The following is a 22,347-nucleotide window of genomic DNA, read 5'->3' as shown; positions in this document are numbered from 1 at the left end:
TATGGCCTGCACCTGGGCTTTATAGCCAGCCTTTCTTCTTGAATATGGCGTACATCAGGAGAGCGGCTCCGAACATCATGCCGATGGCCATCGGATATCCGAACAGCCAATGCAGCTCTGGCATGTAGTCGAAGTTCATACCGTAAATTCCTGCCACAAAAGACGGCGCGAAGAAGATCGCTGCCCAGGACGAGATTTTCTTGACCTGCTCGTTCTGGGCTGCGCTCGCCTCGTTTTGGCGGTTGGCAGTCAGTGTGCCGTCCAGTGTGAGCGCATTCTGCAGAAGGTCGCGGAAAGAGTTCACCTTGGATATGAGGTGGTGGACGTGGTCCTCGACGTCGCGTAGGTAACGCTGCAATTCGATGTCCACTTTGTATTTCTCAAAACCGCGGCGGAGTGAATCGATCATGTCCGGAAGCGGAAGGATGGCCCGCTGGAACTGGATGACCTCGCGGGCAAGCTCATAGATCCGGCGGGACACGGCAGTATCGCCGCTGAACAGCTGGTCTTCGATTTCGTCGATGTCGTTTTCAAGCCCGGCAACCACAGGCGCATAGTCGTCCACCACTTGGTCAAGCAGGGCGTACAACACAGCTTCGGGCCCATGGCACAGCAGGTCTGGACGCCCTTCCAGACGTCGGCGTACGCGGGCCACGCCTGCTGTTTCCGCATGGCGAAGGGTCACTACGAAGTTGGGTCCGGTGAAGATATGGAGCTCGCCAAATTCCACCGTCTCCGTGTCGTCGAGGTAGCGGGCAGGGCGAAGAACCGTGAAGAGGATGTCGTCATACCGTTCCATCTTCGGCCGCTGATGAGCGACAATCGCATCCTCTACGGCCAGTTCGTGCAGGCCGAATTCCCTGGCCACCGCGGACATTTCGTCGGTGGTCGGCCGGTAGAGGCCGATCCATGCCATACCGCGGTGCACCGCCAGCGTCTCGAAAGTTTGCTCAAGGCTCTGGGGAGTCGCGGTCCGCACGCCGTCGACGTATACGGCGTTGTCGATGATTGTCACGGGCCAATTATGCAACGGCACAACTACCCGCCGTCGCAGCAGGGCAATGGATTCCCCGGAAACTATTGGGCTCGACGGCGCGTGTCCTCCGTTGGGCCAGCGAGCCTGCCAAGCAGGGGCTCGGCCCGGTATCCGATGTGCGTGTGCAGTGCCAGCACCGTCTCCGTTCGAATAACGCCTCGGGTCCTGAGAATCGAGCGCAACGCGGTTTGAAGATTGTGCGTGTCAGTGGCTACAACCCGGCACATTAGATCACCTCGGCCGGAGATCTCATGGACCTCAAGAACCTGGGGAATGAGCCGCAGCGCACCAATCACGGCATCCAGCTCGCGGTGCGTGACCTCGATGGTGACAAAGGCCAGGACATCGTAGCCAATCTTCTCCAGGTTAATCTCCCGTCCACCCTCGTGGAGGATTCCCGCTCGGAGAATACGTTTCAGCCGTGACTGGGCCGTGTTGCGGGCAATTCCCAGGGCTTCACTGAGCTCGCCGATCTGTACACGAGGGTCACGGATCAGTTCCAGCAGGATTTGTAGGTCAGTGTGGTCGAGCTTGTCCAAATCATCACTCCAGATCAGCGAGAAGGCCAAACTTTGCGTATTTTGATCAATTTTGCCATCTACTCCTGATTCCTAAGTCAGTCAAAGCACATGATGTTGCTATCCATCAGGGCACCACTCCCAGGCCCGGGGCAAATCCCACAAGGAGGCGCTTCGACTGCCGCTTTCCACGGAGGCAACCACATGACTGTCTTTGGCGAACTCAGGATGCGCCCGGCGTCGGCCGACCGGCCCGGCTGGGACGCTTCCACTACCGCCCGGCTGGTGCTGGCCGGCGTCGTAATTTTTACGTTGCTGACGGGGGCCAACCTGGCCACGCCGTTGTATCCGCTCCTACAGGAGCAGCTCGCCATCCCGCCTGTGGGGATCACCGTGGCCTTCGCCAGTTATGTCCTGGCCCTCGTGGGCGCCCTCGTCCTTGCGGGCCACTGGTCGGACCACATCGGACGGCGGGCAGCCCTGGTGCTTGCCGTCGTCGTTGGCCTCGCAGGATGCCTGGTATTTGGTAGCGCCACGAACATCACCGCGCTCTGTGCCGGCCGGGCGCTGCAAGGCATCGCCGTCGCCCTGGCCACCGGCGCCAGTTCGGCGGCCCTGCGGGAGCTTCTGCCGCACAGACCGGAATGGGCTTCGCGCTTCACTTTGCTCTCCTCGGCTGGAGGGGTTGCAGTTGGACCGGCCATCGGTGGAGCCCTCTCCCAGCTGACGGAATCCACGGCGACGCCCTTCTACCTGCACGCCATCGTCCTCGTAGCACTTCTGATTCCGCTGTGGCTCCTCAAAGCCCGTCCAGCGCTGAAGCCCGCCCTTGGCCCCCGACCGCTGGCCCTTCTTGCACCGAGGCGTCCCGAGGTGGCCCGCGGGGCACGCGGAGCCTTCTGGCTTGCCTCCGGCGTCGGCTTCCTCAGTTTCGCCGTGTTTGGGTTCTGCCTGTCACTGGCACCCGGCTACTTCGCCAATGTTGTGGGGACGGATTCAAGGCTTGTCATCGGCGCTGTTGCCGGCCTGTCGCTGGGCGCCTCCGCACTCAGCCAGCTCACTGGGATCAGGAGCCGGCTATCTGTGCCGGTGGGCTTGGTGGTTATGGGTGGCTCCGTTGTCCTGATGGTCGCATCGGTGTGGTGGTCCAGCCCTTGGCTTCTGCTCGCTGCGAGCGTTTTTGCCGGACTCGGCCAGGGCGTGGCCTTTAGGACCGCTTTCAACGACGTCGCCGCGCGCACCTCGCCGGAACGGCACGCCCAAGTGGTTAGTGCCGTATACATCCTTACTTACCTGGGCAGCGCACTGCCCGTCGTCGGCCTAGGCATTGCAACGGCGGCGTGGGGAATTACGACGGCGGTGGCAGCCTTTGCATGGAGCTGCGGCGGAGCAGGGCTACTCCTGGCAGGCATCGCACTCAGGGCAGCTCGAAAGTAGGGCAGCCTGCCGCAGTACTTCAGTACGGCGGGGCCGCAGCCCAGAGGCAGGCGTTATTCAGGCAGCGGTCCGTGGTTCCCCTGCATGTGCTCGAATACGAGCGTGGTTTCCGTGTGTCCAACCACGGGATCCGTTGCCAGGTTGTCCAGCACCCAATCCCTTAAATCCTCGGTGCTGGCGACTGCGATGTGCAGCAAGTAATCCACCGAGCCAGAGGTGTGGAAGGTGGAAAGCACTGCCGGGAGCTGCGGAACGCGGGATGTAAAGCGATCGATCTGGTCCCTGTCGTGTGCCCGCAGCCGCACCGCAATAAGGGCCTGGACAGAACGCCCTATCGAGGAAAGGTTCAGGATCGCCTCGAATCCCCGGATGATGCCACGCTCTGACAAGGCCCGGGTCCGCATCAGTGCCGTGGACGGCGCTATGCCCACAAGTTCCGCAAGCTGCTTGTTGGAGATACGGGCGTCGTCTACCAAAGCCGCGAGAATTCGTTCATCAATTGCGTCCAGGGGTTCGTGGGGACCGCTGATAGGCCGAATATTCTTCATCGCGTTGCTCAACGAAACCTCCCGGAATTGCTCTGCGTTCATAGTAATCCGCAGATAAGGGGCGATCCATTCACACGCTCCCAAGAACTGCCGAATATTTGCCAGCACAGAAGGACACGCCGGACCGAAAAATTCAGGGCTACCGGTGCGCCACCACGGCCACTGCAGCCATAACGGTAGCCAACACAGCGACGCCACCCGCCATCCAGACCCAACCGAAGCTCTCATACACCAATCCGCCGGCCCAGCCCAGCACACTGGAACCAAGGTAGTAAGCCAGGTTGTAGAGCGATGCAGCCTGGGCCCGGGCGGCCGGAGCGAGGTCACCGGTCCATCCTGATCCGATTCCATGGGCTGCAAAGAACCCGGCCGTGAATATCACCAGCCCGGTGAGTATTGCAGCAAGGACCGGAACAGTGGTCAGCAGGATGCCTGTGATCATGACGGCTATTCCTGCGGTCAGCACACGACGGCGGCCCCAGCGGGAGGTCAGTTCTGCCGCCCAGCGGGAGGAGACCGTTCCAGCAAGGTAGGCCAGGAAGATCAAGCTCACCATGGTTGTGGGAAGCCCAAAAGGGTCCCGCTCAAGGTGGAAGCCGAGGTAGTTGTAAACGGCCACGAAGCCGCCCATCAGGAAGAAAGCCTGGGCGTAGAGGGCCAACAACCGGCGCTCGCGGAGGGCCCCAACCAAGGCCCTCATGGCCGGACGCAAGCCCGCCCGACGGGAGGGGCTGAAGCCTTGCGGTCTAGGCACGAGTAGAACGAACATCAACGCTGCCGTTGCCGCCATCACGGCAACGGCACCTGTGGCGGCACGCCAACCCAGCGCTTCACCAACAGGGCCTGCAAGGAGCCGTCCAGAAAGCCCGCCCAGCGTGGTGCCCGCAATGTAGCTGCCTGCCGCCATCGCGGTGTGCGATTTGTGCACTTCTTCACCGAGGAATGCCATGGCCACTGCGGGTATGCCTCCCAAGGCGGCACCTTCGAGGAAACGCAGGACAAGTACCGCTTCGAAGAAGGGCGACAACGGGACCAGAAGCCCCAAGATGGTGGCCGCCGCAATGGCGATTGCCATGGCCCGAACCCGTCCAATCCGGTCGGCTACGAAGGACCACGGCAGCACCGCTGCTGCCAGGCCGATCGTCGCCAGCGATACAGTCAGCGCGGCCTGCGAGGCGGGGACCGCGAGATCCTCGGCCATGAGGGGAAGGACGGCCTGCGTTGAATACAGTTGCGCAAACGTGGCTACGCCGGCGCAGGCCAACGCAAGCAGGATGCGCCGGTAGCCGGGCGAGCCCTTGGGATGCCCTGCCCAGTCGGATGTATTCAGTTCCCCTGAGCGGGGCAAACCTGCGACTGGAGTTTTGCTCACACTTCCACGGTAGGCCTGCACTATGGGATGCTTCCAATGCATGAATGAATCAGAAAACATGCTAATTGTGGATGAATTGACCTCCGATGGACCTGGAACACCGCCAGCTAACCCAGCTGTTGCCCCTTCTGCCGGTCCTGGCCGAACTCGGCCGGACCAGGCACGTGACCGAAACGGCCGAAGCCCTGGGGCTCCCGCAGTCCACGGTGAGCCGGGCGCTGGCGCGGGCGAGCGCCGTCGTCGGGACTGAACTCCTGGTCCGCGACGGGCGGGGTATCCGCCTCACCCATGCGGCAGAGACACTCCTGCCGTACATTGAAGCGGCGCTCGGTGAGTTCCGCAGCGGGCTGGACAGGGTGCGCACGGAATCGGAGGTGGTTCGGGGACGGATTTCCGTGTCCTTCCAGCACACGTTCGGCGAAGCCACCTTGCCTCTTCTGATCAGCGAGTTCCGTCGCCGCCACCCACAGACCGCGTTCGCGCTCAGCCAGGGGGCACGCAACAGTTGCCTGGACGAACTTGCCGCAGGCGATGCGGATTTTGCGCTGACTGCGCCCGTAGCGGTACCAGGCAGATCCATCCAGAGCGCCGTCCTGTACCGCGAACCGTTACGACTGCTGGTGCATCATCGGCACCCGGCCGCGACCCGCGACAGCGTGGCCCTCCGGGACATGCGCAACGAGCTCTTTGTCTCCATGGGACCGGGCTATGGCCTGAGGGCACTCACGGATGCGTTGTTTCGTGACGCAGGTTTCCGCCCGCGCACAGCGTTCGAGAGCCAGGATTCCCACACCGTTCGGGGCCTTGTGTCCGCGGGGCTTGGTTATGGCATTGCACCGCCGGGAGGTTTGGGCAGGGGACCGCACGGTCTCCAGCCGGGAACGGACCTTGGCTGGGTGGAACTTCCGATCGAGTCCGGGCTGGCATTCCGGGAAACAGGGCTGGCCTGGCGGGAGCGCGCCAAGGAGCCACGCCAACTGAAACTCTTCAGGGAAATGGTTGTCAAGGAGGGGCCGTCCATGCTGGAAGGGTTGGTGAGGTCGCGTTCCGCCTGAACCGGGGGAGTGCCGGCGCCAGCCACTTTCGCTTACGGTTCCCTCGCGTACGCTGTACCGGTGAACACTTCCCAGACGCCGGCGGTCGACAATCCCACTCCCATGCAGGGGATCGTGATTGGCCTGGATATTGGCGGCACCAAGACGCACGGCGTCCGCTTCGAGGACGGCGTCGTCGTCCGGGATGACAGCACCGGCAGTTCCAATGTGCAGAACGTCCCGCGCGAGGTGGCGGCTGCCAATATCGCCGAGCTATTTTCCCGGATAGGTGGTCCTGGCACAGATGGGCGGAAGGTTTCGCGCGTCTATGTGGGCTCCGGCGGCATTGACACCGACGACGACGCCCGCGCGCTGGCCGCGTTGATCGAACCCCACGTCCCGGGCGCCGATGTGACGGTTGTCCATGATTCCCGGCTGCTTCTGGCGGCAGGCCGCAGCAGTACGGGCGTAGCTGTTATAGCGGGAACCGGTTCAGCCGCGTGGGGAAAGAACGACGACGGCGATGAGGCCCGCGCGGGCGGCTGGGGCTATCTGCTCGGAGATGAGGGTAGCGGTTACTGGCTTGGCCGGGAAGCCGTCCGCCATAGCCTGCGGCGGATGAACCAGGGGCTTCCCCCGGACGAGCTAACGCAGGCCCTGTTGACCGCGTGCGGGCTGGACGACCCCAACAAGCTCATTGCCATGTTCCACTCAGCGGCCACGGGTCGCCGGCATTGGGCGCAGCAGGCCCGGCTGGTCATTGAGGCTGCCGACGCGGGCCACGCCGCTAGTCGGCTGCTCGTGGAACAGGCAGGACAGGACCTTGCGGACCTGGCAGCCCAGGCGGCACGGCAACTGCGGATCCGGGGGCCTGTAGTGCTGGGCGGCGGCCTGGGCATGAACGTGCCACGCCTCCAAGACGCCTTCCGGGCTGCGCTCGCAGCCCATGGAATCACGGATGTCCGCGTGCTGGACCAGGAGCCCGTGATGGGCGTACTCCATCTCCTCGCTGAAGAGAGCTAACTGCTGGAGTTTGGTACATTCGTACCGCTTGATGGCGATTTACGTGGCTGTACACAAACGCCGTGGAAGGGCGTTGGAACCTAACCGCGGGTGCGCGGACGCAGCCGGACACTGGGGAGTTCCGGGGCGGGAATCCTTCCAGCTTCAACTCCGGCATCTGGTCCATGGCCCTTAACCAAGCCAAACCTGGACTGCTCGGCCTCGCCGTTTGGTTGGGCCGCCAGGCTCTCCCACTGGCTCCGGGCCTCCACCACCTCTTCGTGTGTCCGGGCAACGAAGTTCCACCACATCAGGATGTCCTCTTCGAACGGCCGACCACCCAGCAGCAGCAGGCGCGTCTCCGGCTCGGCGTCGGCGTTCAGTGAGTTACGGCCCGCACCAAGGTAGGCGAGTGGGCCCGGCGGGACACTTTCACCGTCCAGGGAGAGGCCGCCGTCGAGAACCAGGACGGCGTGTTCGAAGTCCGGGTCAAGGGGAAGTTCAACGGACCCCGACGCGTTCACGTCAGCTCCAACAATGGGGCTGTACATGGTTGCGGGCGACGTTTTGCCAGCAAAGGTTCCCACCATCACTGTTGCCTCAAAGCCCGGGCCGGTCACTTGGGGCAGGTCCTTGTGTTGCTCAAAGGCCGGAGCCCGGTGCCGCTCAGCATCCGGCAGCGCAACCCAGAGCTGAAGGCCCCTTGCTACAGGAATGTCCGCTGGATCCGCCGCGGCGGCGGGCGCAGGGGCACCCTCGCCGCCATCGCCGGTGCCCCGGCCTTCGGTGACCGTTCCGCCGTCGTGCGGTTGATCTTCGCCACCTGGATTGCTGCCGCTGGGCAGCACCGAAAACTCCGAGTGGGAAATGCCCCGGCCGGCGGTCATGATGTTCAATTCGCCCGGCCGGACAACGACGTCGCTTCCCACGCTGTCACGGTGCCGCACGGAGCCCGTCAACGGCCACGTCACTGTTTGCAGACCCATGTGCGGGTGGGGGAGAACGCTCATGGCCACGCGATCGGGTCCGAAGCTGTCCAGGAAGCACCAGGCACCCACCGTCGGGAGCCCTCGCTGTGGCAGGGTTCGCGACACCGTCATGGCCCGGACGCCGCCCAGCGGCACGTTGCGGGCCGGCCAAAGTTGTACGCATGGCCCCTGTCCCGGGTGGGCTGCAGGGCAGATTTCCTGGGCTGGCGCCGTTTCGAGGTTGGTCATCCTCCCAGCCTAGGCCCGCCGCGACAATGCGGGAATGCGGCTTGGTACGGCAGGCTGCCGGCAACGGCTTCAGCAAGGCTGGGGATAGGCTGGGCGAATGAGCCTGCAATTCGACACCCGACCAGCCGCCTACGGTGTCATCATCCACAACGGCTCCATCCTTCTGGCCTATTGGAAGCACAAAGGTCGCGAAGCGTGGACGCTGCCAGGCGGTGGCCTGGACGTTGGTGAACATCCCGTCGATGGCTGTCGGCGGGAAGTTTTCGAGGAAACCGGGTATCACACCTCCATAGGCCCCATGCTTGGAGTTGACGTCCACGTGTGGTCCTCAGCGGAAAGGCCCGCCGCCGGCTGGACCGATACTGATACGAACGGTGTGGACGAGCCGGAAGACGAATCGGGTGATGGTCCCGCCGCGGGCAGGCCCCTCGAGGCACTGCGTCTGATCTACCAGGCCACCATCACAGGAGGCGAACTCACCCACGAAGTGAACGGAACCACCACCCACGCGGCTTGGTTCAAGCTTTCCGAGGTGGACTCGTTGAATCGCCTTCCCCTGGTGGACGCGGGCATCAGGCTTCACGAAGAACGGCCGCCCAACGGTCTGCTCCGATCGTCGCGCCAACCGCAGCAAAGCCATGGTTGACGCTCCGTCCGGCCCGGGAGGGCGTCCGGTTGGCATTGCCGATTCATTACGGTGCCAGCGGCGTCGCTGACAATGTCGGTGGTGCTGACTACGCTGGGTTCAGTTACAGCCAACGTGTCAGCATGGCCAAAACCCGTGGCTTAGCGTCCGATGCCGCCGACAGTGAGGTATGCCGGGAATGGTTGAAGCCATGATCGAGTTCCAGAGCGTTACCAAGCAGTACCAAGGCGGACACCCTGCTGTAGACAGTCTCACCATGTCCATCGACAAGGGCGCCATTACGGTCTTCGTGGGACCTTCCGGCTGCGGCAAGACCACATCGCTCCGGATGATCAACCGGATGGTGGAGCCGACGTCCGGCACCATCACCGTGGGAGGAAAGGACATCTCAACGGAGCCCCCTGCACGTCTGCGTCGGTCCATGGGATATGTGATGCAGTCCGCCGGCCTCCTGCCGCATCGCTCAGTGCTTGACAACATCGCCACGGTGCCCCGGCTCATCGGCGTACCCAAGGCGGCGGCCCGAAAGCGGGCGGCGGAACTGCTCGACGTCGTCGGGCTGGCTCCGGCACTCGGCAAGCGGTACCCGGCGCAACTGTCAGGCGGCCAGCAACAGCGCGTCGGTGTCGCGCGGGCGCTCGCGGCGGATCCGCCCGTGCTGCTGATGGACGAGCCGTTCAGCGCCGTTGACCCGGTGGTGCGCGAGGAGCTGCAGCAAGAATTGTTGAGGCTGCAGCGGGACCTGGCCAAAACCATCGTGTTCGTTACCCACGACATTGACGAAGCCACTGTGCTTGGCGACAAGGTGGCCGTTTTCGCGGTGGGCGGCAGGCTGGCACAATACGCCACTCCCGAGGAAATCCTTCGTGCCCCCGCAAACGACTTTGTCGCTTCGTTCGTGGGCCGGGACAGGGGCTTCCGTCACCTCGGTTTCTCGGGAGCCGACGGCGTTCAGCTCCACTCGGTGTCCACTATCCGCAGCAGTGAGCTGAAAGCTGTCGCCGAGGGCGGCGCCAACGGTCACTGGGCCCTTGTTGTGGACGACGATTCCCGACCGCTGGGCTGGGTGTCTCCGCGAGGTGGCGATTTGATTCCCGGTGGCTCGCTGTTCCGCCCGGGAGACACCCTGCGCCGCGCACTTGATGCCGCGCTGTCCTCGCCGTCCGGAATCGGAGTTGCCGTGGACGGAAACGGACGGCTCGCAGGGGTGATCAAATCCAACGAAGTCATGGAGTTGATCGAGGAAGTCCGCCGGCGCCGTGAGGACGGCAGATAATGGACTGGTTCCTTGCCAACATCTCCATGGTGCTGGACCTCGCTGGCCAGCACCTGGTACTGGCGCTCGTGCCCATGCTGCTGGGCCTGGCCATTTCCATACCCCTTGCCCAGGCCGTGCGCGGGAACAGGGCCCTTCGAACTACAGTGCTGACCGCAAGTTCGCTGCTTTACACGATTCCCTCACTTGCGCTGTTCATCATCCTGCCGCCAATCCTCGGCACCCTTATCCTCAGCCCGGTCAACGTCATCGTCGCCCTCACCATCTACGCTGTGTCGCTGCTGGTGCGAGCCGCGCTGGATGCCTTTGACTCGGTGGACGAGGACCTCCGTGACGCCGCAACAGCAATGGGCTTCCAACCGGCGGCCCGCTTCCTTTTCGTTGACCTGCCGCTGTCCCTCCCAGTCCTGTTTGCAGGCTTGCGTGTTGTCTCTGTCAGCAATATCTCCCTGGTGAGCGTCGCCGCACTCCTGGGCATCGGCAACCTTGGAATGCTGTTCACTGCCGGACTTCAGCGGGACTTCGTCACCGAGGTTGTGGTTGGCATCGTGGCGATCCTCCTCCTGGCGCTGCTCACCGACGGTGCGCTGGTCCTGCTGGAGCGGCTGTTGACGCCGTGGACGCGCGCGACGGCGGGACGCGTGCGGCCCTCGGGGCTTGAGGCAGTGCAACTCGAGTCAACACCCACCCGGCCCAGAGTGGAGCGCCGCGCATGAGCAACGTCTTCACCGATACGTTCGCCTGGCTCGCGGATCCGGCACACTGGTCCGGTCCTACCGGGATTCCGGTGCGGGTTGCGGAGCATCTGGCGTATACAGGGCTCGTGATGCTTATCGCTATCGCCATCGCCGTCCCTGTAGGGCTGTACGTGGGGCATACGGGACGCGGACGCGTGGCGGTGGTGGCGCTCGCGGGCGCCCTGCGTGCGCTGCCCACGCTCGGCCTGCTAACGCTCTTCGTGCTTGTTGCGGGCATTGGCCTCATGCCTCCCATTTGGGCGCTGGTCATACTGACAGTTCCTCCATTGCTCGCTGGAACGTACGCGGGCATTGCCAGTGTGGACCGCAACGTCGTCGATGCCGCGCGTGCAATGGGGATGACGGAGTGGCAGATCCTTTTCCGCGTCGAGGTTCCGAACGGCCTTCAAGTGATGTTTGGGGGGTTCCGGACCGGAGTGCTGCAGGTCATCGCAACAGCTTCCGTGGTGGCATACATCAATCTTGGAGGCCTGGGTAGGTACCTCTTCGACGGCCTGGTGCTGTCCGACTTTTCGCAAATGTTTGGCGGCTCGCTGATGATTGCAGCCCTGGCCATCGGGGTTGACCTCTTACTCGGTCCGCTTCAGAACGTCCTCACGCCGCGGGGGCTCTCCATTAGGACTTCCGGCCAACGGCCGGCTGAAAACCACAACATGGAACCGGCAGCGGCCGGGACTGTCGCTCAAGGAGGTAGGTCATGAAGGAAAACCACCACACCCCAACGGACTCCGGAAGCCGTTTTCCGCAGCTTGGCCGCCGTGCATTCGGTGGCCTGGCCGCCGGAACGGGGCTGGTCCTGGTGCTGACGGCATGTGGCGGCGGTTCCAGCCCGCTCAACACCGGAGCAGCCAGCAATACGGGGGGAAGCAACCAGGCCCTTGTAGTTGGCTCGGCAGACTTCCCTGAGAGCCAGATCATCGCCGAGATCTACGCCGGAGCCCTCAACGCCGCGGGAGTCACCGCGAGCACCAAGCCGAACATTGGGTCCCGTGAGGTCTACTTCAAGGCGGTTCAGGATGGTTCCGTGGACGTTGTCCCGGACTACAGCGGCAATCTTCTCCTCCACGTGGACAAGGAAGCCAAAGAAGTTTCCGCGGATGACATCTCCAAGGCGCTGCCCGGCAAGCTTCCCAATGGCCTCGCCGTGCTGGACGCCTCAAAGGCTGAAAACAAGGACGCGATGGTGGTCACCAAGGCCACTGCGCAGAAGTACCAGCTCAAGTCCATCGAGGACATGGCCAAGGTTTGCAGCGAGCTCTCAATTGGCGCGCCGGCTACCTTCGCAGAACGCGCCTACGGTTTCCCCGGGCTGAAGAAGAACTACAACTGCGTGCCAAAGAAGCTGGAGCCCTTCACCGACGGCGGGGGCGCAGTGACCCTCAAGGCGCTTCTGTCCGACCAGGTCCAGGTGGCTGATATTTACACCACCACGCCATCCATTGCGGACAACGATCTTGTGGTTCTGGAGGACCCGAAGAACAACTTCATTGCCCAGCAAGTCCTGCCCCTTTACAACAAGGCGAAGGTGACGGACCAGGCCAAGAACGCCCTCAATGCGGTGTCCAAGGTCCTCACTACGGAGGACCTCATCAACCTGAACCGGGCCGTGAGCGGCAGCCAGAAGCAGAACCCCAAAGATGCGGCGGCGGCCTGGCTCAAGGACAAGGGCCTGGTGAAGTAATCGGCGGCGCGCATTAGGCGCTCGCGTTCGGCGGTAGCCACAGTACGACGGCGGACGTGTCCTTCGGGGCCGTCCGCCGTCGTCGTGACTGTGAGCGTTGTCTCAGCGGTTCTACATCCTCCATATGGCATATTTGAGGAATGGCAGAATTCAAACAGTCCACCAAGCTTCATAATGTCCTTTACGACATCCGTGGACCGATTCTGCAAGCCGCCCAGCAGATGGAGGCCGAAGGCCACCGCATCCTCAAGCTGAATATCGGCAATCCCGCTCCCTTCGGCTTTGAGGCCCCCGACGCCATCCTGGTGGACATGATCCGGCACCTGCCGCATGCCCAGGGTTACAGCGATTCCAGGGGCATCTTCTCGGCGCGGACAGCTGTGTCGCAGTACTACCAGACACGCGGGATCCAGAACATCCATGTTGACGACATCTACCTCGGTAACGGCGTCAGCGAGCTCATCACCATGTCCCTCATGGCCCTCCTCGAGCCGGGCGACGAGGTCCTTATCCCGACGCCGGACTATCCGCTGTGGACTGCCTCCGTCGCCCTGGCCGGCGGTCGCCCGGTTCACTACCTGTGCGACGAGGACTCCGGCTGGCAGCCGGACCTGGCCGATTTGGAATCCAAGATCACATCGCGCACCAAGGGCATCGTGGTCATCAACCCGAACAACCCCACGGGCGCCGTTTACCCGGCCCAGACGCTTCGCAGCATGGTGGCCCTGGCGGACAAGCATGGCCTGGTGATTTTCGCCGACGAGATCTACGAGAAGATCCTCTACGACGATGCCGTGCACGTGAACATGGCAGGCATCACCGGGGAAGACGTGCTCTGCCTTACGTTCTCCGGACTCTCCAAGGCCTACAGGGTGTGCGGCTACCGCGCCGGCTGGATGGCGATCTCCGGGCCCAAGGCCGAAGCCGCAGATTACCTCGAAGGCATCAACCTGCTTGCCAACATGCGGCTATGTGCCAACGTTCCTGCGCAGCACGCCATCCAAACAGCGCTTGGCGGCTACCAGAGCATCAATGACCTCATCCTGCCCGGCGGCCGCCTTCTGGAGCAGCGCAACAAGGCCTACGACCTGTTGAACGCCATCCCCGGAGTCAGTACCCAGCAGGCACGCGGAGCGCTCTACCTTTTCCCCAAGCTCGATCCGGAGGTTTACCACATCCGGGATGATGAGAAGTTCGTCCTGGACCTCCTCAGGGAACAGAAGATCTTGGTTTCCCATGGCCGCGCCTTCAACTGGGTCCGCCCTGACCACTTCCGCATGGTGACACTGCCCAACGTCAAGGACATCGAAGAGGCAATTGGCCGCATGGCGGACTTCCTCGCCCGCTACGCCGGCAACTAGCCTGATCCCAAGTGCCGCGTAACGCTGCGGCAACGGCTGAGGGAGGCATTGCATGTCCGGTCCAGTGGAGTTCCTTGCCAGTCCAAGCGAGACCTTGAGAGTAGCTCAGGGCTTCCAACTGGGTGACGTGGACCCGGACGCAACTCCTGGCTACGCCGGCGGCAAGGCTGAAGGCGTGGCGCTGCTGTCTGCCCAGGACAGCAAGCTCGCAGAACTCCAGGAAATGCTGTTTGCCTGTGGCAGGTTCGGCTCTGACCGGCGCGTCCTGCTGATCCTCCAGGCTATGGACACTGCAGGCAAAGGCGGCATAGTCGCTCACGTGGTGGGAAGCATGGATCCCCAAGGTGTCCAGCTAAAGGCATTTAAGGCGCCCACGGAGGAAGAACGGGCCCACGACTTTCTGTGGCGCATCGAGAATGCTGTTCCCGGGCCCGGTATGGTCGGCGTCTTTGACCGCTCTCACTATGAGGACGTGCTGATTCACCGTGTCCATGGTTGGGCGCGCGGCCCGGAGCTGGCGCGTAGGTACGCCGCAATCAACGACTTCGAAGAGCGCCTGGTCCAGAAAGGCACGGCGGTAGTCAAAGTCATGCTCCACATCAGCAGGGACGAACAGCGGAAACGTCTCCTGGCGCGCCTTGATGACCCCACAAAGCGATGGAAATACAACCCGGGCGATGTGGAAGAGCGTGCTTTCTGGGAGTCCTACATGGAGTCATACCAACTGGTATTCGAGAAAACCAACAGCCCGGCACCGTGGCACGTTATTCCCGCAAACAAGAAATGGTACGCGCGCATCGCCGTGCAACAACTTCTCCTGGAAACTTTAGGGAGCCTTGGCCTGGAGTGGCCGACGGTGGAGTACGACGTCCAAGCGGAGCGACTGCGGGTTCTTCAGTAGTCAGTCCCTGCGGTTTCAGCCGATGAACATGCGGAGGATACTCCGTAGGATCCCTTGGGACGAGGACCCTTGCGACGCGGATCCCTTAGGACGCGGATCCCTTAGGACGCGGAGTCCTGCTCTTCACTCGGAGCCTCTGAACGTGCCGCTGCGAGCCTCCGGCGGGCGCCCTCAAGCCATTCCTCGCAATGCCTGGCCAAAGCCTCGCCCTTTTCCCAGAGGGAGAGGGATTCTTCAAGGCTTGCACCACCAGCCTCCAGGCGGCCGACGATGGCCACTAGCTGTTCACGGGCTTCCTCGTAGCTGAGGCCCTGTAACCCGTCTGCGGTGTGATGGCGGGTGTTGTTTGGTGTTTCGGTCACGTACTGCTCCTCCTGCGACGTTAAGCGCAACGCTCTCGCCGTGCACTTCTTGCGGTCTTAATCCTCATTAATCTCCCCGTGCCCTGCGGACACGGCTGCGAAGCGGCCTTCCGCAACACGCACAGCCAAGGCGGTGCCTTCCGGAGCCTGCTCCGGACTGCGGACCACGTCATGCGGTGCCCCGTTGCTGAGTTGGACTACGGCATAGCCCCTGTCCAGCGTCTTCTGCGGGGACAACGCCCGCACCTGGGCGCGGAGGTGGTGGACTTGGTCCAGGGCGCGGACGACGGCGGAGCTGACGGCCGTGTGGGCATGCCTCCGCAGCCGTTCCACCTCGTCGGACCGGAGTACCAAAGCAGTTTCAGGGCTCGCGAGTACCGGCCGGGAACGGAGAGCGTGCAGCCGATCGGCCTCGCGGTCGACCAGCCGTTCTACCGCCCGTCTTAGCTGCGCCCTTGCCTGCCTTACCCGGGCGAGTTCTTCGGCGACGTCAGGAACTACCCGCTTGGCTGCGTCGGTGGGAGTGGAGGCCCGCAAGTCCGCCACGTCGTCCAGGATCGGATGGTCCGCTTCGTGCCCAATGGCGCTGACCACGGGCGTCGTTGCCGCCGCGACTGCACGGATGAGGTCCTCGCTGTTGAACGGGAGCAAGTCTTCCAATGCGCCGCCACCGCGGGCGATGACGATCACATCGATATGCGGGTCTTCGTCAAGGGACTTCAGTGCGCGAATGATTTGGCCCACGGCAGTATTGCCCTGGACAGCAACTTCCCGGACATCAAAGTCGACTGCGGGCCACCGGAGGGCGGCGTTGCGGAGGACGTCCTTCTTTGCATCGGAATCGCGTCCGGTAATTAGGCCAATGCGATGGGGGAGCAGTGGGAGCCTGCGCTTCCGGGACTCGGCAAAGAGGCCTTCTGCACCGAGGGCCTGGCGCAGCTTCTCTATTCGTGCCAGCAAGTCACCAAGGCCTACTGGGCGGATGTCCTTGACAGACATGTTCAGCCGGCCCGTCTTGATCCAGAACTCCGCTTTGAGCAGGGCGACCACCCGGGACCCACGTTCCAAATGAATTCGCTTGCGATTGAGCACCGTTGACCAGACGGAAGCCGGCAGGGAGGCTTCCCGGTCCACGTCCCTAAGGGTCAGGAAGGCATTGCCGCCGCGACGGCTGAGTTCGATTACCTGGCCTTCCACCCACACCGCGGGGGTCCTGTCGATGTGCTGCTTTAATTTGCCCGAGAGCACATGTAGGGGCCATGGATTGTCCGGCGAGGTCTCCGCGGCAGTTGCCGGGAGCGTGGACGCGGGCTTGGGTGATTCGGTCTGTGAACCACCCGGGACCAGGCTGTCGTCGCCATGCAGGTCGTCCATGTCTCCCGTCCCGTAATACGTCTGCTGTGCTGCCGTTGCTGGCAACTCCGCCTAGGATCTTGCTCGCAGCGCGGGCTCACGATTCGATGCGTGAGCCTTCCTTCTGCCGTCCAACTCTATCCGTAGCACCCGGTACTGACATTTCGGGTTGTGGGTATCGCTCGCCGCTGAACCGTCAGGTGCTGCCGGAAGGCGCCGGTAGCATGGAATCATGACCAGCACAGCAGTCTCCATCCCGATGCCCACCGTTCCCCGGAGGCGGCGCACACCGGAAGAGGTGCTTGCCGCAGCTCCGGTCACAAGCCCCAAGAAAGTCTTGCTGGCTGCTCCCCGCGGGTATTGCGCCGGTGTGGATCGGGCCGTCATTGCTGTAGAAAAAGCGCTTGAGCACTATGGTCCTCCCGTCTACGTGCGCAAGCAGATCGTCCACAATGTACACGTCGTCTCTTCCTTGGAGGAGAAGGGCGCCATTTTCGTCGATGAGACTGACGAAGTTCCCGAGGGTGCGCTGGTGATTTTCTCCGCCCACGGTGTCTCTCCTGCAGTGGTGAAGTCTGCCGAGGACCGCGGATTGCGGACGATCGACGCAACGTGCCCGCTGGTAACCAAGGTTCACCGGGAGGCCGTGCGCTTCGCCCGGGAAGACTATGACATCCTGCTCATCGGACACGAAGGCCACGAGGAAGTGGAAGGCACGTCCGGCGAGGCTCCAGAACACATCCAGATCATCAACGGTCCGCACGAAGTGGACAAGGTCACCGTCCGCGACCCTGAGAAGACCATCTGGCTTTCGCAGACCACGCTCAGCGTGGACGAGACCATGGAGACGGTTCGGCTGCTGAAGGAGCGTTTCCCCACTCTCCAGGACCCGCCCAGCGACGACATCTGCTATGCCACCACCAACCGACAGGTCGCCATCAAGAAGATCGCGCCTCACGCGGATCTTGTGATCGTTGTGGGTTCGGCAAACTCATCCAACTCCGTTCGACTGGTTGAAGTTGCACTCGAGTATGGAGCTAAGGCATCCCACCGAGTGGACTTCGCCAATGAGGTGGATGAGTCCTGGTTCGAGGGTGTGGCCACCATCGGCGTCACCTCCGGTGCGTCCGTACCCGAGGTTCTCGTTCAGGACGTCCTGCGCCTGCTCGCCGACTACGGCTACGGCACTGTCGAGGAAGTTGTGACGGCCGAAGAAGACCTCCTCTTCTCGCTGCCCAAGGAACTCCGAGCCACACTCAAGGAAGCTGGGGACGTCTCCCGCGCCCTGGGTGGGCGCGGGAACCGCCCCGTTTCCTGAGGTCCTCCTCGGCTTTCGGCACGGTATCGCGCCAAATAGCCTCTAAGGTTCCCTGGGGCCGCTAGGCCGCGGATTCCTCTTCGTCGCTGTCCCCCTGAGCTGTGGATGCCTGCACAGCCAGTAGCTCCGGGGCGGCAAGGGTTCTTGGTGCTACGTCCACCGCAGGTGGAACGCTGAGTCCTGCTGTGTCCATAGCGTTCAGTTTCCGTGCCGTGGGAAGCACCCGGGCCTCCAAGGTGCCCACCAGCGCGTTGTAGCGGTCGACGGACGTCTTCAGGGACGACCCGAGCTTGCCCACGTTGTCTCCCAGCGTTCCCATCCGTTCGTACAACTGCCTGGCGAGGTCGAACAATTCACGAGCGCTGTCAGTCAGGACGTCCTGCCGCCAAGTAAAGGCGACTGATTTGAGCACCGCCAGCAGGGTGCCGGGGGACGCAAGCACCACGTTCTTGGACATGGCGTGGTCGAGGAGCGAGGGGTCAGCGTCGAGAGCCGCCGCCAGAATGGACTCGGCAGGCAGGAAGCAGATGACCAATTCGGGGGAGTTTCCTTGAATGTCCCAGTACTTCTTGGACCCCAAGGCATCCACGTGTGCCTTCAGCGCCTTGGCGTGCGCAGCCAGCAGCCCCGCCGGCGTGGTCCCCGAGGCATGAGCGCCGCCGTCGACCGTTCCGTGGGACGGGACCGCAGCGTTCAGCAATTCCTGGGCCTGAAGGTACGACGCCAGAGGAACTTTGGCATCAACTACTAGCTGCTTGTCCCCAGGAAGCTGGACAACAAGATCGGGACGAAGAGCCGTGTCCCCGGACGTTGCATGAACCTGTTCGTTGAAGTCCACATGCCTGAGCATCCCGGCGGCTTCCACGACTCGGCGGAGCTGAATCTCGCCCCACTGTCCGCGGGCACTGTTGGACCGCAACGCCGCAGCGAGTGCGTGTGTGGATTGCAAGAGCTTCTCGTCGGAAAGCCTGGCGTCCTGGAGTTGCTGGGCAAGCTGGCCGTACTGCTCCACGCGGTCCCGTTCCAGCAGGGAAACCTGCTGCTGGACTGCGGACAGCTTTTCAGCGACAGGCGCGAGCGCCCGCAGGATGCTGCCGTCCTGGGCGCGGGAGTCGCTGAGTTCGCGGTTCTGCGTGCTGAGGAGGCGCCGCTCTGCATCTGCTGCCGCCAGCTGGGCGGTAACGTCGGCGAGCCGGCTCGAGACGCCGTCGAAATCCTCTTCCAAGGCGCGCGCCCGCCGGCTGTTCACAACAAAGCTTCCCCAGGCGCCGGCCGCGGCGCCAAGTATGAGCATCAACAACGCAAGAACCACTGCAAATCCATCCATGCCTTCACCATCGCACGGGGGTATGACAATCTTTGTCGGGACGCTCCCAAAGTGCCCCCAAACGCTTTCCACACTGCGTCAGCAGCGTGCGGGCGGCGGATGCGGGACCGGTAGAATGGATGCTCGTGGCTCTTACTATTGGCATCGTCGGACTGCCCAACGTCGGCAAATCAACACTCTTCAACGCACTGACCCGCAACCAGGTGCTCGCAGCGAATTATCCGTTCGCCACCATCGAGCCCAACGTCGGCGTGGTCAACCTGCCGGATCCGCGCCTCCAGAGGCTGGCGGAGATCTTCGGTTCGCAGCGGCAGCTGCCCGCTGTGGTGTCGTTTGTGGATATTGCGGGCATCGTCAAGGGCGCGTCGGAAGGTGAAGGCCTCGGCAACCAGTTCCTGGCCAATATCCGCGAGGCACAGGCGATCGCCCAAGTGGTCCGTGTCTTTGACGACCCGGATGTGGTCCACGTCGACGGCAAGGTAGACCCGAGCTCGGACATCGAGACCATCAACACTGAACTGATCCTGGCGGACCTGCAGACCATCGAAAAGGCCCTGCCCCGCATCGAAAAAGAAGTCAAGATCAAGAAGCGCGAGGCTGCCGAGCTGTCGGCCATCCAGGCTGCCAAGGTGGTCCTGGAGCGTGGCGACACCATCTTCTCCTCCATCGCCAAGGACAAACTGGACATGGAGCACTTGAAGGAGCTCAGCCTGCTCACGGCCAAGCCCTTCATCTACGTTTTCAACGCGGACGAAGGCATCCTGGGCAGCAAGGAGAAGCAGGACGAGCTGCGGGCAATGGTTGCCCCGGCAGATTGCGTCTTCCTGGATGCCAAGCTGGAGGCGGACCTCGTGGAGCTCGACGAGGAGGAAGCCCGGGAAATGCTGGAAATGAACGGCCAGGATGAATCGGGACTGGACCAGCTTGCCCGTGTTGGCTTCCATACCCTCGGCCTGCAAACCTACCTGACCGCCGGCCCCAAGGAAGCCCGCGCCTGGACCATCCGCCAGGGCGACACGGCACCGCAGGCAGCAGGCGTGATCCACTCCGATTTCCAACGCGGGTTCATTAAGGCCGAGGTGGTCTCCTTCGAGGACCTCGTTGCGGCTGGTTCCATGGCGGAGGCCAAGTCCCGCGGCAAAGTCCGGATTGAGGGCAAGGAGTACGTGATGGCCGACGGCGACGTGGTGGAGTTCCGCTTCAACGTATAGCCGCTGTCAGCTCGCGGCGCTGCCGGCTTGCTATCCGGCACAGCAGCGGCGTTGAATCGATGCGTGGAATGCGTGCAGGGGGAGTTCCGTGGCTGAGCCCATCCGTGGCGGCCGAGTGACCGTCCTGGAGGCCAACGCCTTCACGTCCTTCAACGCGGCTTCCGCGTCGGGCAACACCGACATCAACGCGAAGATCGCCCATGCCACGAGGTCCGGGTTCGGCTATGTCAGCCCGGACCGGGCGATCGTCCGCAATGAGCGATTTGGCACGTATCGAAAGCAGTCCGACGATCCGTTCACCGTTCAATACACGGTGAGTCCCGGCGTCGTATGGTCAGACGGCACGTCCATTGACGCCGTCGACCTCGTGCTGGCCTGGGCCGCAGGCTCAGGCTACTTTGACGACGACACGGCCGATGGCAGGGGCACACGGTATTTCGCTCCTGCCGGGGGAGTGCTGCGCCTTGCCCAGACCGGCTTTCCGGAGATTGGGGACGATGGCCGTTCAATCACTTTGACGTTTACCAAGCGCCCGACCGAATGGGAGCTGGCTCTTGTCGTCGACGTCCCCGCGCACGTGGTTGCAGAGAAGGTTGGTCTACCCGGCAAGGCATCCCTGATCTCGCTCTTCAGGCAGACTCCAAAGGGAAACCGCAGGGCGCCTCAAACATTTTCTTCGCCGCGGCTCCTGGCGGTCGCGCAAGTGTGGAACACAGGCTTCGACGCGACCACCCTCCCTACTGATCCCGTACTGACGCTGTCTTCCGGACCGTACCGCGTTCAATCCCTCGTGCCTGGCACGTCCATGACGTTGGTACGCAACTCCACCTACGCCTGGGGCCCCGACCCTGCGCCCGACGAGATTGTGGTGGGCTTCGTGCCTTCCACAGCGGCGCAAGTGGCCGGACTCATGGATGGGTCCGCGGACGTCATAGTGCCGCAGGCTGCAATGGACGGCATCACAGCGCTTGAGGAACTCGGTTCCTCCCCGCACGCGGTGCAGCGCTTCGAGCAGCCCGGCTACGAGCACTTGGACCTGAGTTTCAGGGGACCGTTCAAGGATCGTGCGGTAAGGGAGGCGTTTCTGCGGACCGTTCCCCGCTCGGAGATCGCCCGTGCCATCGTCGGCGCCCTGGACCCCGATGTAGCGCCGCTGGACTCCCATTTTTTCCTTCCCGGACATCCGGCCTACCAGAGGGTCGTCAAGGATAACGGCTCCGCAGACTATCGGGAGCCCGACGTCGACCGTGCCCGCCGTATGCTCGGAGACACCGCGCCTCGCGTGCGCATCCTGTACAACACCGACAACCCCAACAGGGTGGCCGCTTTCCGCCAGGTCAGGGCTGCGGCCGAAAAGGCGGGCTTCGTCGTCGTCGACGGCGGACGGGGCGGTTCAGCATGGACCCGCGCCTTGGCCGGAGGAGACTACGACGCCGCCATCTTCGCTTGGGCTGTTCCGGAACCTGCCGCTTCGGTCGCCGGACAGATTTTCGCGTCGGATGCCCCGAACAACTTCAATGGATTCTCCGATTCCGAAGCAGATTCGTTGATTGCAGACATTGCTGTCACGGCGGAAACCGAGAAGCGGGATCAATTGCTCGCACGGCTTGACCGCAAATTGTGGGATTCGGCGTATGGCCTTCCCTTGTATCGAACTATCGGCGTTGTCGCCCACAATGCTGAGCTTGCTGGCGTGGCACCTGCAGGCACCGTCCTGGGCATTTGGTCCAGCCTCTACGATTGGGGTTGGCTGGCTCCGCGGAGCGGCTAGCGGCCTGCTGGAGAAAACGCTCTCCGCCTTGGTCCTCAAGGTTGTCATCACTGTCAAGTCATCTTTTCTACCGCCGAGTAACCCGTCAGTCTACCAGCGGGTAACCCGTGCTTTGTAAATGCGGGCGATTTGCCATGCATAGTGGTTACGGTTTGGCAACATCGTCCATTATTTGGACTTAGTGTGGTTAGGCTAAAGGCATATGTAGGCCACGTCAC

Annotated in this window: 21 protein-coding genes; 13 read left to right on the top strand and 8 right to left on the bottom strand. The window is 62.9% G+C overall.

Going from position 1 to position 22,347, the window contains the following annotated elements; translation table 11 throughout:
* Positions 1-19: 19 nt before the first annotated feature.
* Positions 20-1,015, bottom strand: coding sequence for a magnesium/cobalt transporter CorA (gene corA / locus LD110_RS06215; protein WP_225497177.1), 996 nt, complete (start codon positions 1,013-1,015; stop codon positions 20-22).
* A gap of 62 nt (positions 1,016-1,077) precedes the next feature.
* A complete protein-coding gene (locus LD110_RS06210; protein WP_225497175.1) occupies positions 1,078-1,575 on the bottom strand; it encodes an Lrp/AsnC family transcriptional regulator in 498 nt (165 codons plus the stop codon).
* A gap of 183 nt (positions 1,576-1,758) precedes the next feature.
* Between LD110_RS06210 and LD110_RS06205 the strand changes: the two genes are divergently transcribed.
* On the top strand, positions 1,759-2,991 hold the full coding sequence (locus LD110_RS06205) for an MFS transporter (protein WP_225497173.1): 1,233 nt from the start codon (positions 1,759-1,761) through the stop codon (positions 2,989-2,991).
* Between the two features lie 53 nt (positions 2,992-3,044).
* Here the strand turns inward: LD110_RS06205 and LD110_RS06200 are convergent, their stop codons facing one another.
* Both LD110_RS06200 and LD110_RS06195 read right to left on the bottom strand, forming a co-directional pair.
* Positions 3,045-3,551, bottom strand: coding sequence for an Lrp/AsnC family transcriptional regulator (locus LD110_RS06200; RefSeq protein WP_225497359.1), 507 nt, complete (start codon positions 3,549-3,551; stop codon positions 3,045-3,047).
* A gap of 127 nt (positions 3,552-3,678) precedes the next feature.
* The gene (locus tag LD110_RS06195; RefSeq protein ID WP_374200306.1) at positions 3,679-4,911 is read right to left on the bottom strand and encodes an MFS transporter; all 1,233 of its coding nucleotides are present in this window, start codon (positions 4,909-4,911) and stop codon (positions 3,679-3,681) included.
* Positions 4,912-4,997: 86 nt separating this feature from the next.
* On the opposite strand from LD110_RS06195, the gene LD110_RS06190 reads away from it, so the two are divergent.
* Together LD110_RS06190 and LD110_RS06185 are read left to right on the top strand one after the other, a co-directional pair.
* Positions 4,998-5,966 (top strand): LysR substrate-binding domain-containing protein, encoded by a 969-nt coding sequence (locus LD110_RS06190; RefSeq protein ID WP_225497171.1) that lies wholly within the window; start codon positions 4,998-5,000, stop codon positions 5,964-5,966.
* A gap of 102 nt (positions 5,967-6,068) precedes the next feature.
* Complete coding sequence (locus tag LD110_RS06185) at positions 6,069-6,968, top strand: N-acetylglucosamine kinase (protein WP_225497355.1); 900 nt, start codon at positions 6,069-6,071, stop codon at positions 6,966-6,968.
* 80 nt (positions 6,969-7,048) lie between these two features.
* Here the strand turns inward: LD110_RS06185 and LD110_RS06180 are convergent, their stop codons facing one another.
* Positions 7,049-8,164 (bottom strand): pirin family protein, encoded by a 1,116-nt coding sequence (locus LD110_RS06180; protein ID WP_225497169.1) that lies wholly within the window; start codon positions 8,162-8,164, stop codon positions 7,049-7,051.
* 97 nt (positions 8,165-8,261) lie between these two features.
* Here LD110_RS06180 and LD110_RS06175 point away from each other — a divergent pair, with 97 nt between their 5' ends.
* The 7 genes from LD110_RS06175 (at position 8,262) to LD110_RS06145 (ending at position 14,787) form a co-directional block, all read left to right on the top strand.
* Complete coding sequence (locus LD110_RS06175) at positions 8,262-8,810, top strand: NUDIX hydrolase (RefSeq protein WP_225497167.1); 549 nt, start codon at positions 8,262-8,264, stop codon at positions 8,808-8,810.
* A gap of 178 nt (positions 8,811-8,988) precedes the next feature.
* Complete coding sequence (locus LD110_RS06170; RefSeq protein WP_308012409.1) at positions 8,989-10,086, top strand: ATP-binding cassette domain-containing protein; 1,098 nt, start codon at positions 8,989-8,991, stop codon at positions 10,084-10,086.
* A complete protein-coding gene (locus tag LD110_RS06165; RefSeq protein ID WP_225497165.1) occupies positions 10,086-10,802 on the top strand; it encodes an ABC transporter permease in 717 nt (238 codons plus the stop codon). Before LD110_RS06170 ends, LD110_RS06165 begins: the two co-directional genes overlap by 1 nt.
* Positions 10,799-11,545: an ABC transporter permease gene (locus LD110_RS06160; protein ID WP_225497163.1), complete on the top strand. Its 747-nt coding sequence runs from the start codon at positions 10,799-10,801 to the stop codon at positions 11,543-11,545. Before LD110_RS06165 ends, LD110_RS06160 begins: the two co-directional genes overlap by 4 nt.
* On the top strand, positions 11,542-12,525 hold the full coding sequence (locus LD110_RS06155) for an ABC transporter substrate-binding protein (RefSeq protein ID WP_225497161.1): 984 nt from the start codon (positions 11,542-11,544) through the stop codon (positions 12,523-12,525). Before LD110_RS06160 ends, LD110_RS06155 begins: the two co-directional genes overlap by 4 nt.
* Before the next feature lie 140 nt (positions 12,526-12,665).
* Positions 12,666-13,886, top strand: coding sequence for a pyridoxal phosphate-dependent aminotransferase (locus tag LD110_RS06150; RefSeq protein ID WP_225497159.1), 1,221 nt, complete (start codon positions 12,666-12,668; stop codon positions 13,884-13,886).
* 52 nt (positions 13,887-13,938) lie between these two features.
* Entirely contained in the window at positions 13,939-14,787 is an 849-nt protein-coding gene (locus tag LD110_RS06145) for a polyphosphate kinase 2 family protein (RefSeq protein ID WP_225497158.1), read from the top strand.
* Between the two features lie 101 nt (positions 14,788-14,888).
* On the opposite strand, the gene LD110_RS06140 is transcribed toward LD110_RS06145, so the two are convergent.
* Both LD110_RS06140 and xseA read right to left on the bottom strand, forming a co-directional pair.
* Positions 14,889-15,149: an exodeoxyribonuclease VII small subunit gene (locus LD110_RS06140; RefSeq protein ID WP_225497156.1), complete on the bottom strand. Its 261-nt coding sequence runs from the start codon at positions 15,147-15,149 to the stop codon at positions 14,889-14,891.
* Positions 15,150-15,206: 57 nt separating this feature from the next.
* Positions 15,207-16,523 (bottom strand): exodeoxyribonuclease VII large subunit, encoded by a 1,317-nt coding sequence (gene xseA, locus LD110_RS06135; RefSeq protein ID WP_225497154.1) that lies wholly within the window; start codon positions 16,521-16,523, stop codon positions 15,207-15,209.
* A 211-nt stretch (positions 16,524-16,734) separates the two neighbouring features.
* On the opposite strand from xseA, the gene LD110_RS06130 reads away from it, so the two are divergent.
* On the top strand, positions 16,735-17,820 hold the full coding sequence (locus tag LD110_RS06130) for a 4-hydroxy-3-methylbut-2-enyl diphosphate reductase (RefSeq protein ID WP_225497152.1): 1,086 nt from the start codon (positions 16,735-16,737) through the stop codon (positions 17,818-17,820).
* A 61-nt stretch (positions 17,821-17,881) separates the two neighbouring features.
* Here LD110_RS06130 and rmuC read toward each other — a convergent pair whose 3' ends face one another.
* Entirely contained in the window at positions 17,882-19,147 is a 1,266-nt protein-coding gene (gene rmuC / locus LD110_RS06125; protein ID WP_225497151.1) for a DNA recombination protein RmuC, read from the bottom strand.
* 125 nt (positions 19,148-19,272) lie between these two features.
* Here rmuC and ychF point away from each other — a divergent pair, with 125 nt between their 5' ends.
* Together ychF and LD110_RS06115 are read left to right on the top strand one after the other, a co-directional pair.
* Positions 19,273-20,358 (top strand): redox-regulated ATPase YchF, encoded by a 1,086-nt coding sequence (gene ychF, locus LD110_RS06120; RefSeq protein WP_225497150.1) that lies wholly within the window; start codon positions 19,273-19,275, stop codon positions 20,356-20,358.
* An 88-nt stretch (positions 20,359-20,446) separates the two neighbouring features.
* Positions 20,447-22,129, top strand: coding sequence for an ABC transporter family substrate-binding protein (locus LD110_RS06115; RefSeq protein WP_225497149.1), 1,683 nt, complete (start codon positions 20,447-20,449; stop codon positions 22,127-22,129).
* The last annotated feature ends 218 nt before the right edge of the window (positions 22,130-22,347 follow it).

Origin of the sequence: Arthrobacter sp. M4, from assembly GCF_020251205.1 — a bacterium.
GTDB lineage: Bacteria > Actinomycetota > Actinomycetes > Actinomycetales > Micrococcaceae > Arthrobacter.
Note: the sequence above shows the minus strand (reverse complement) of the source record. Positions and strands in the feature narration are given on the sequence as shown.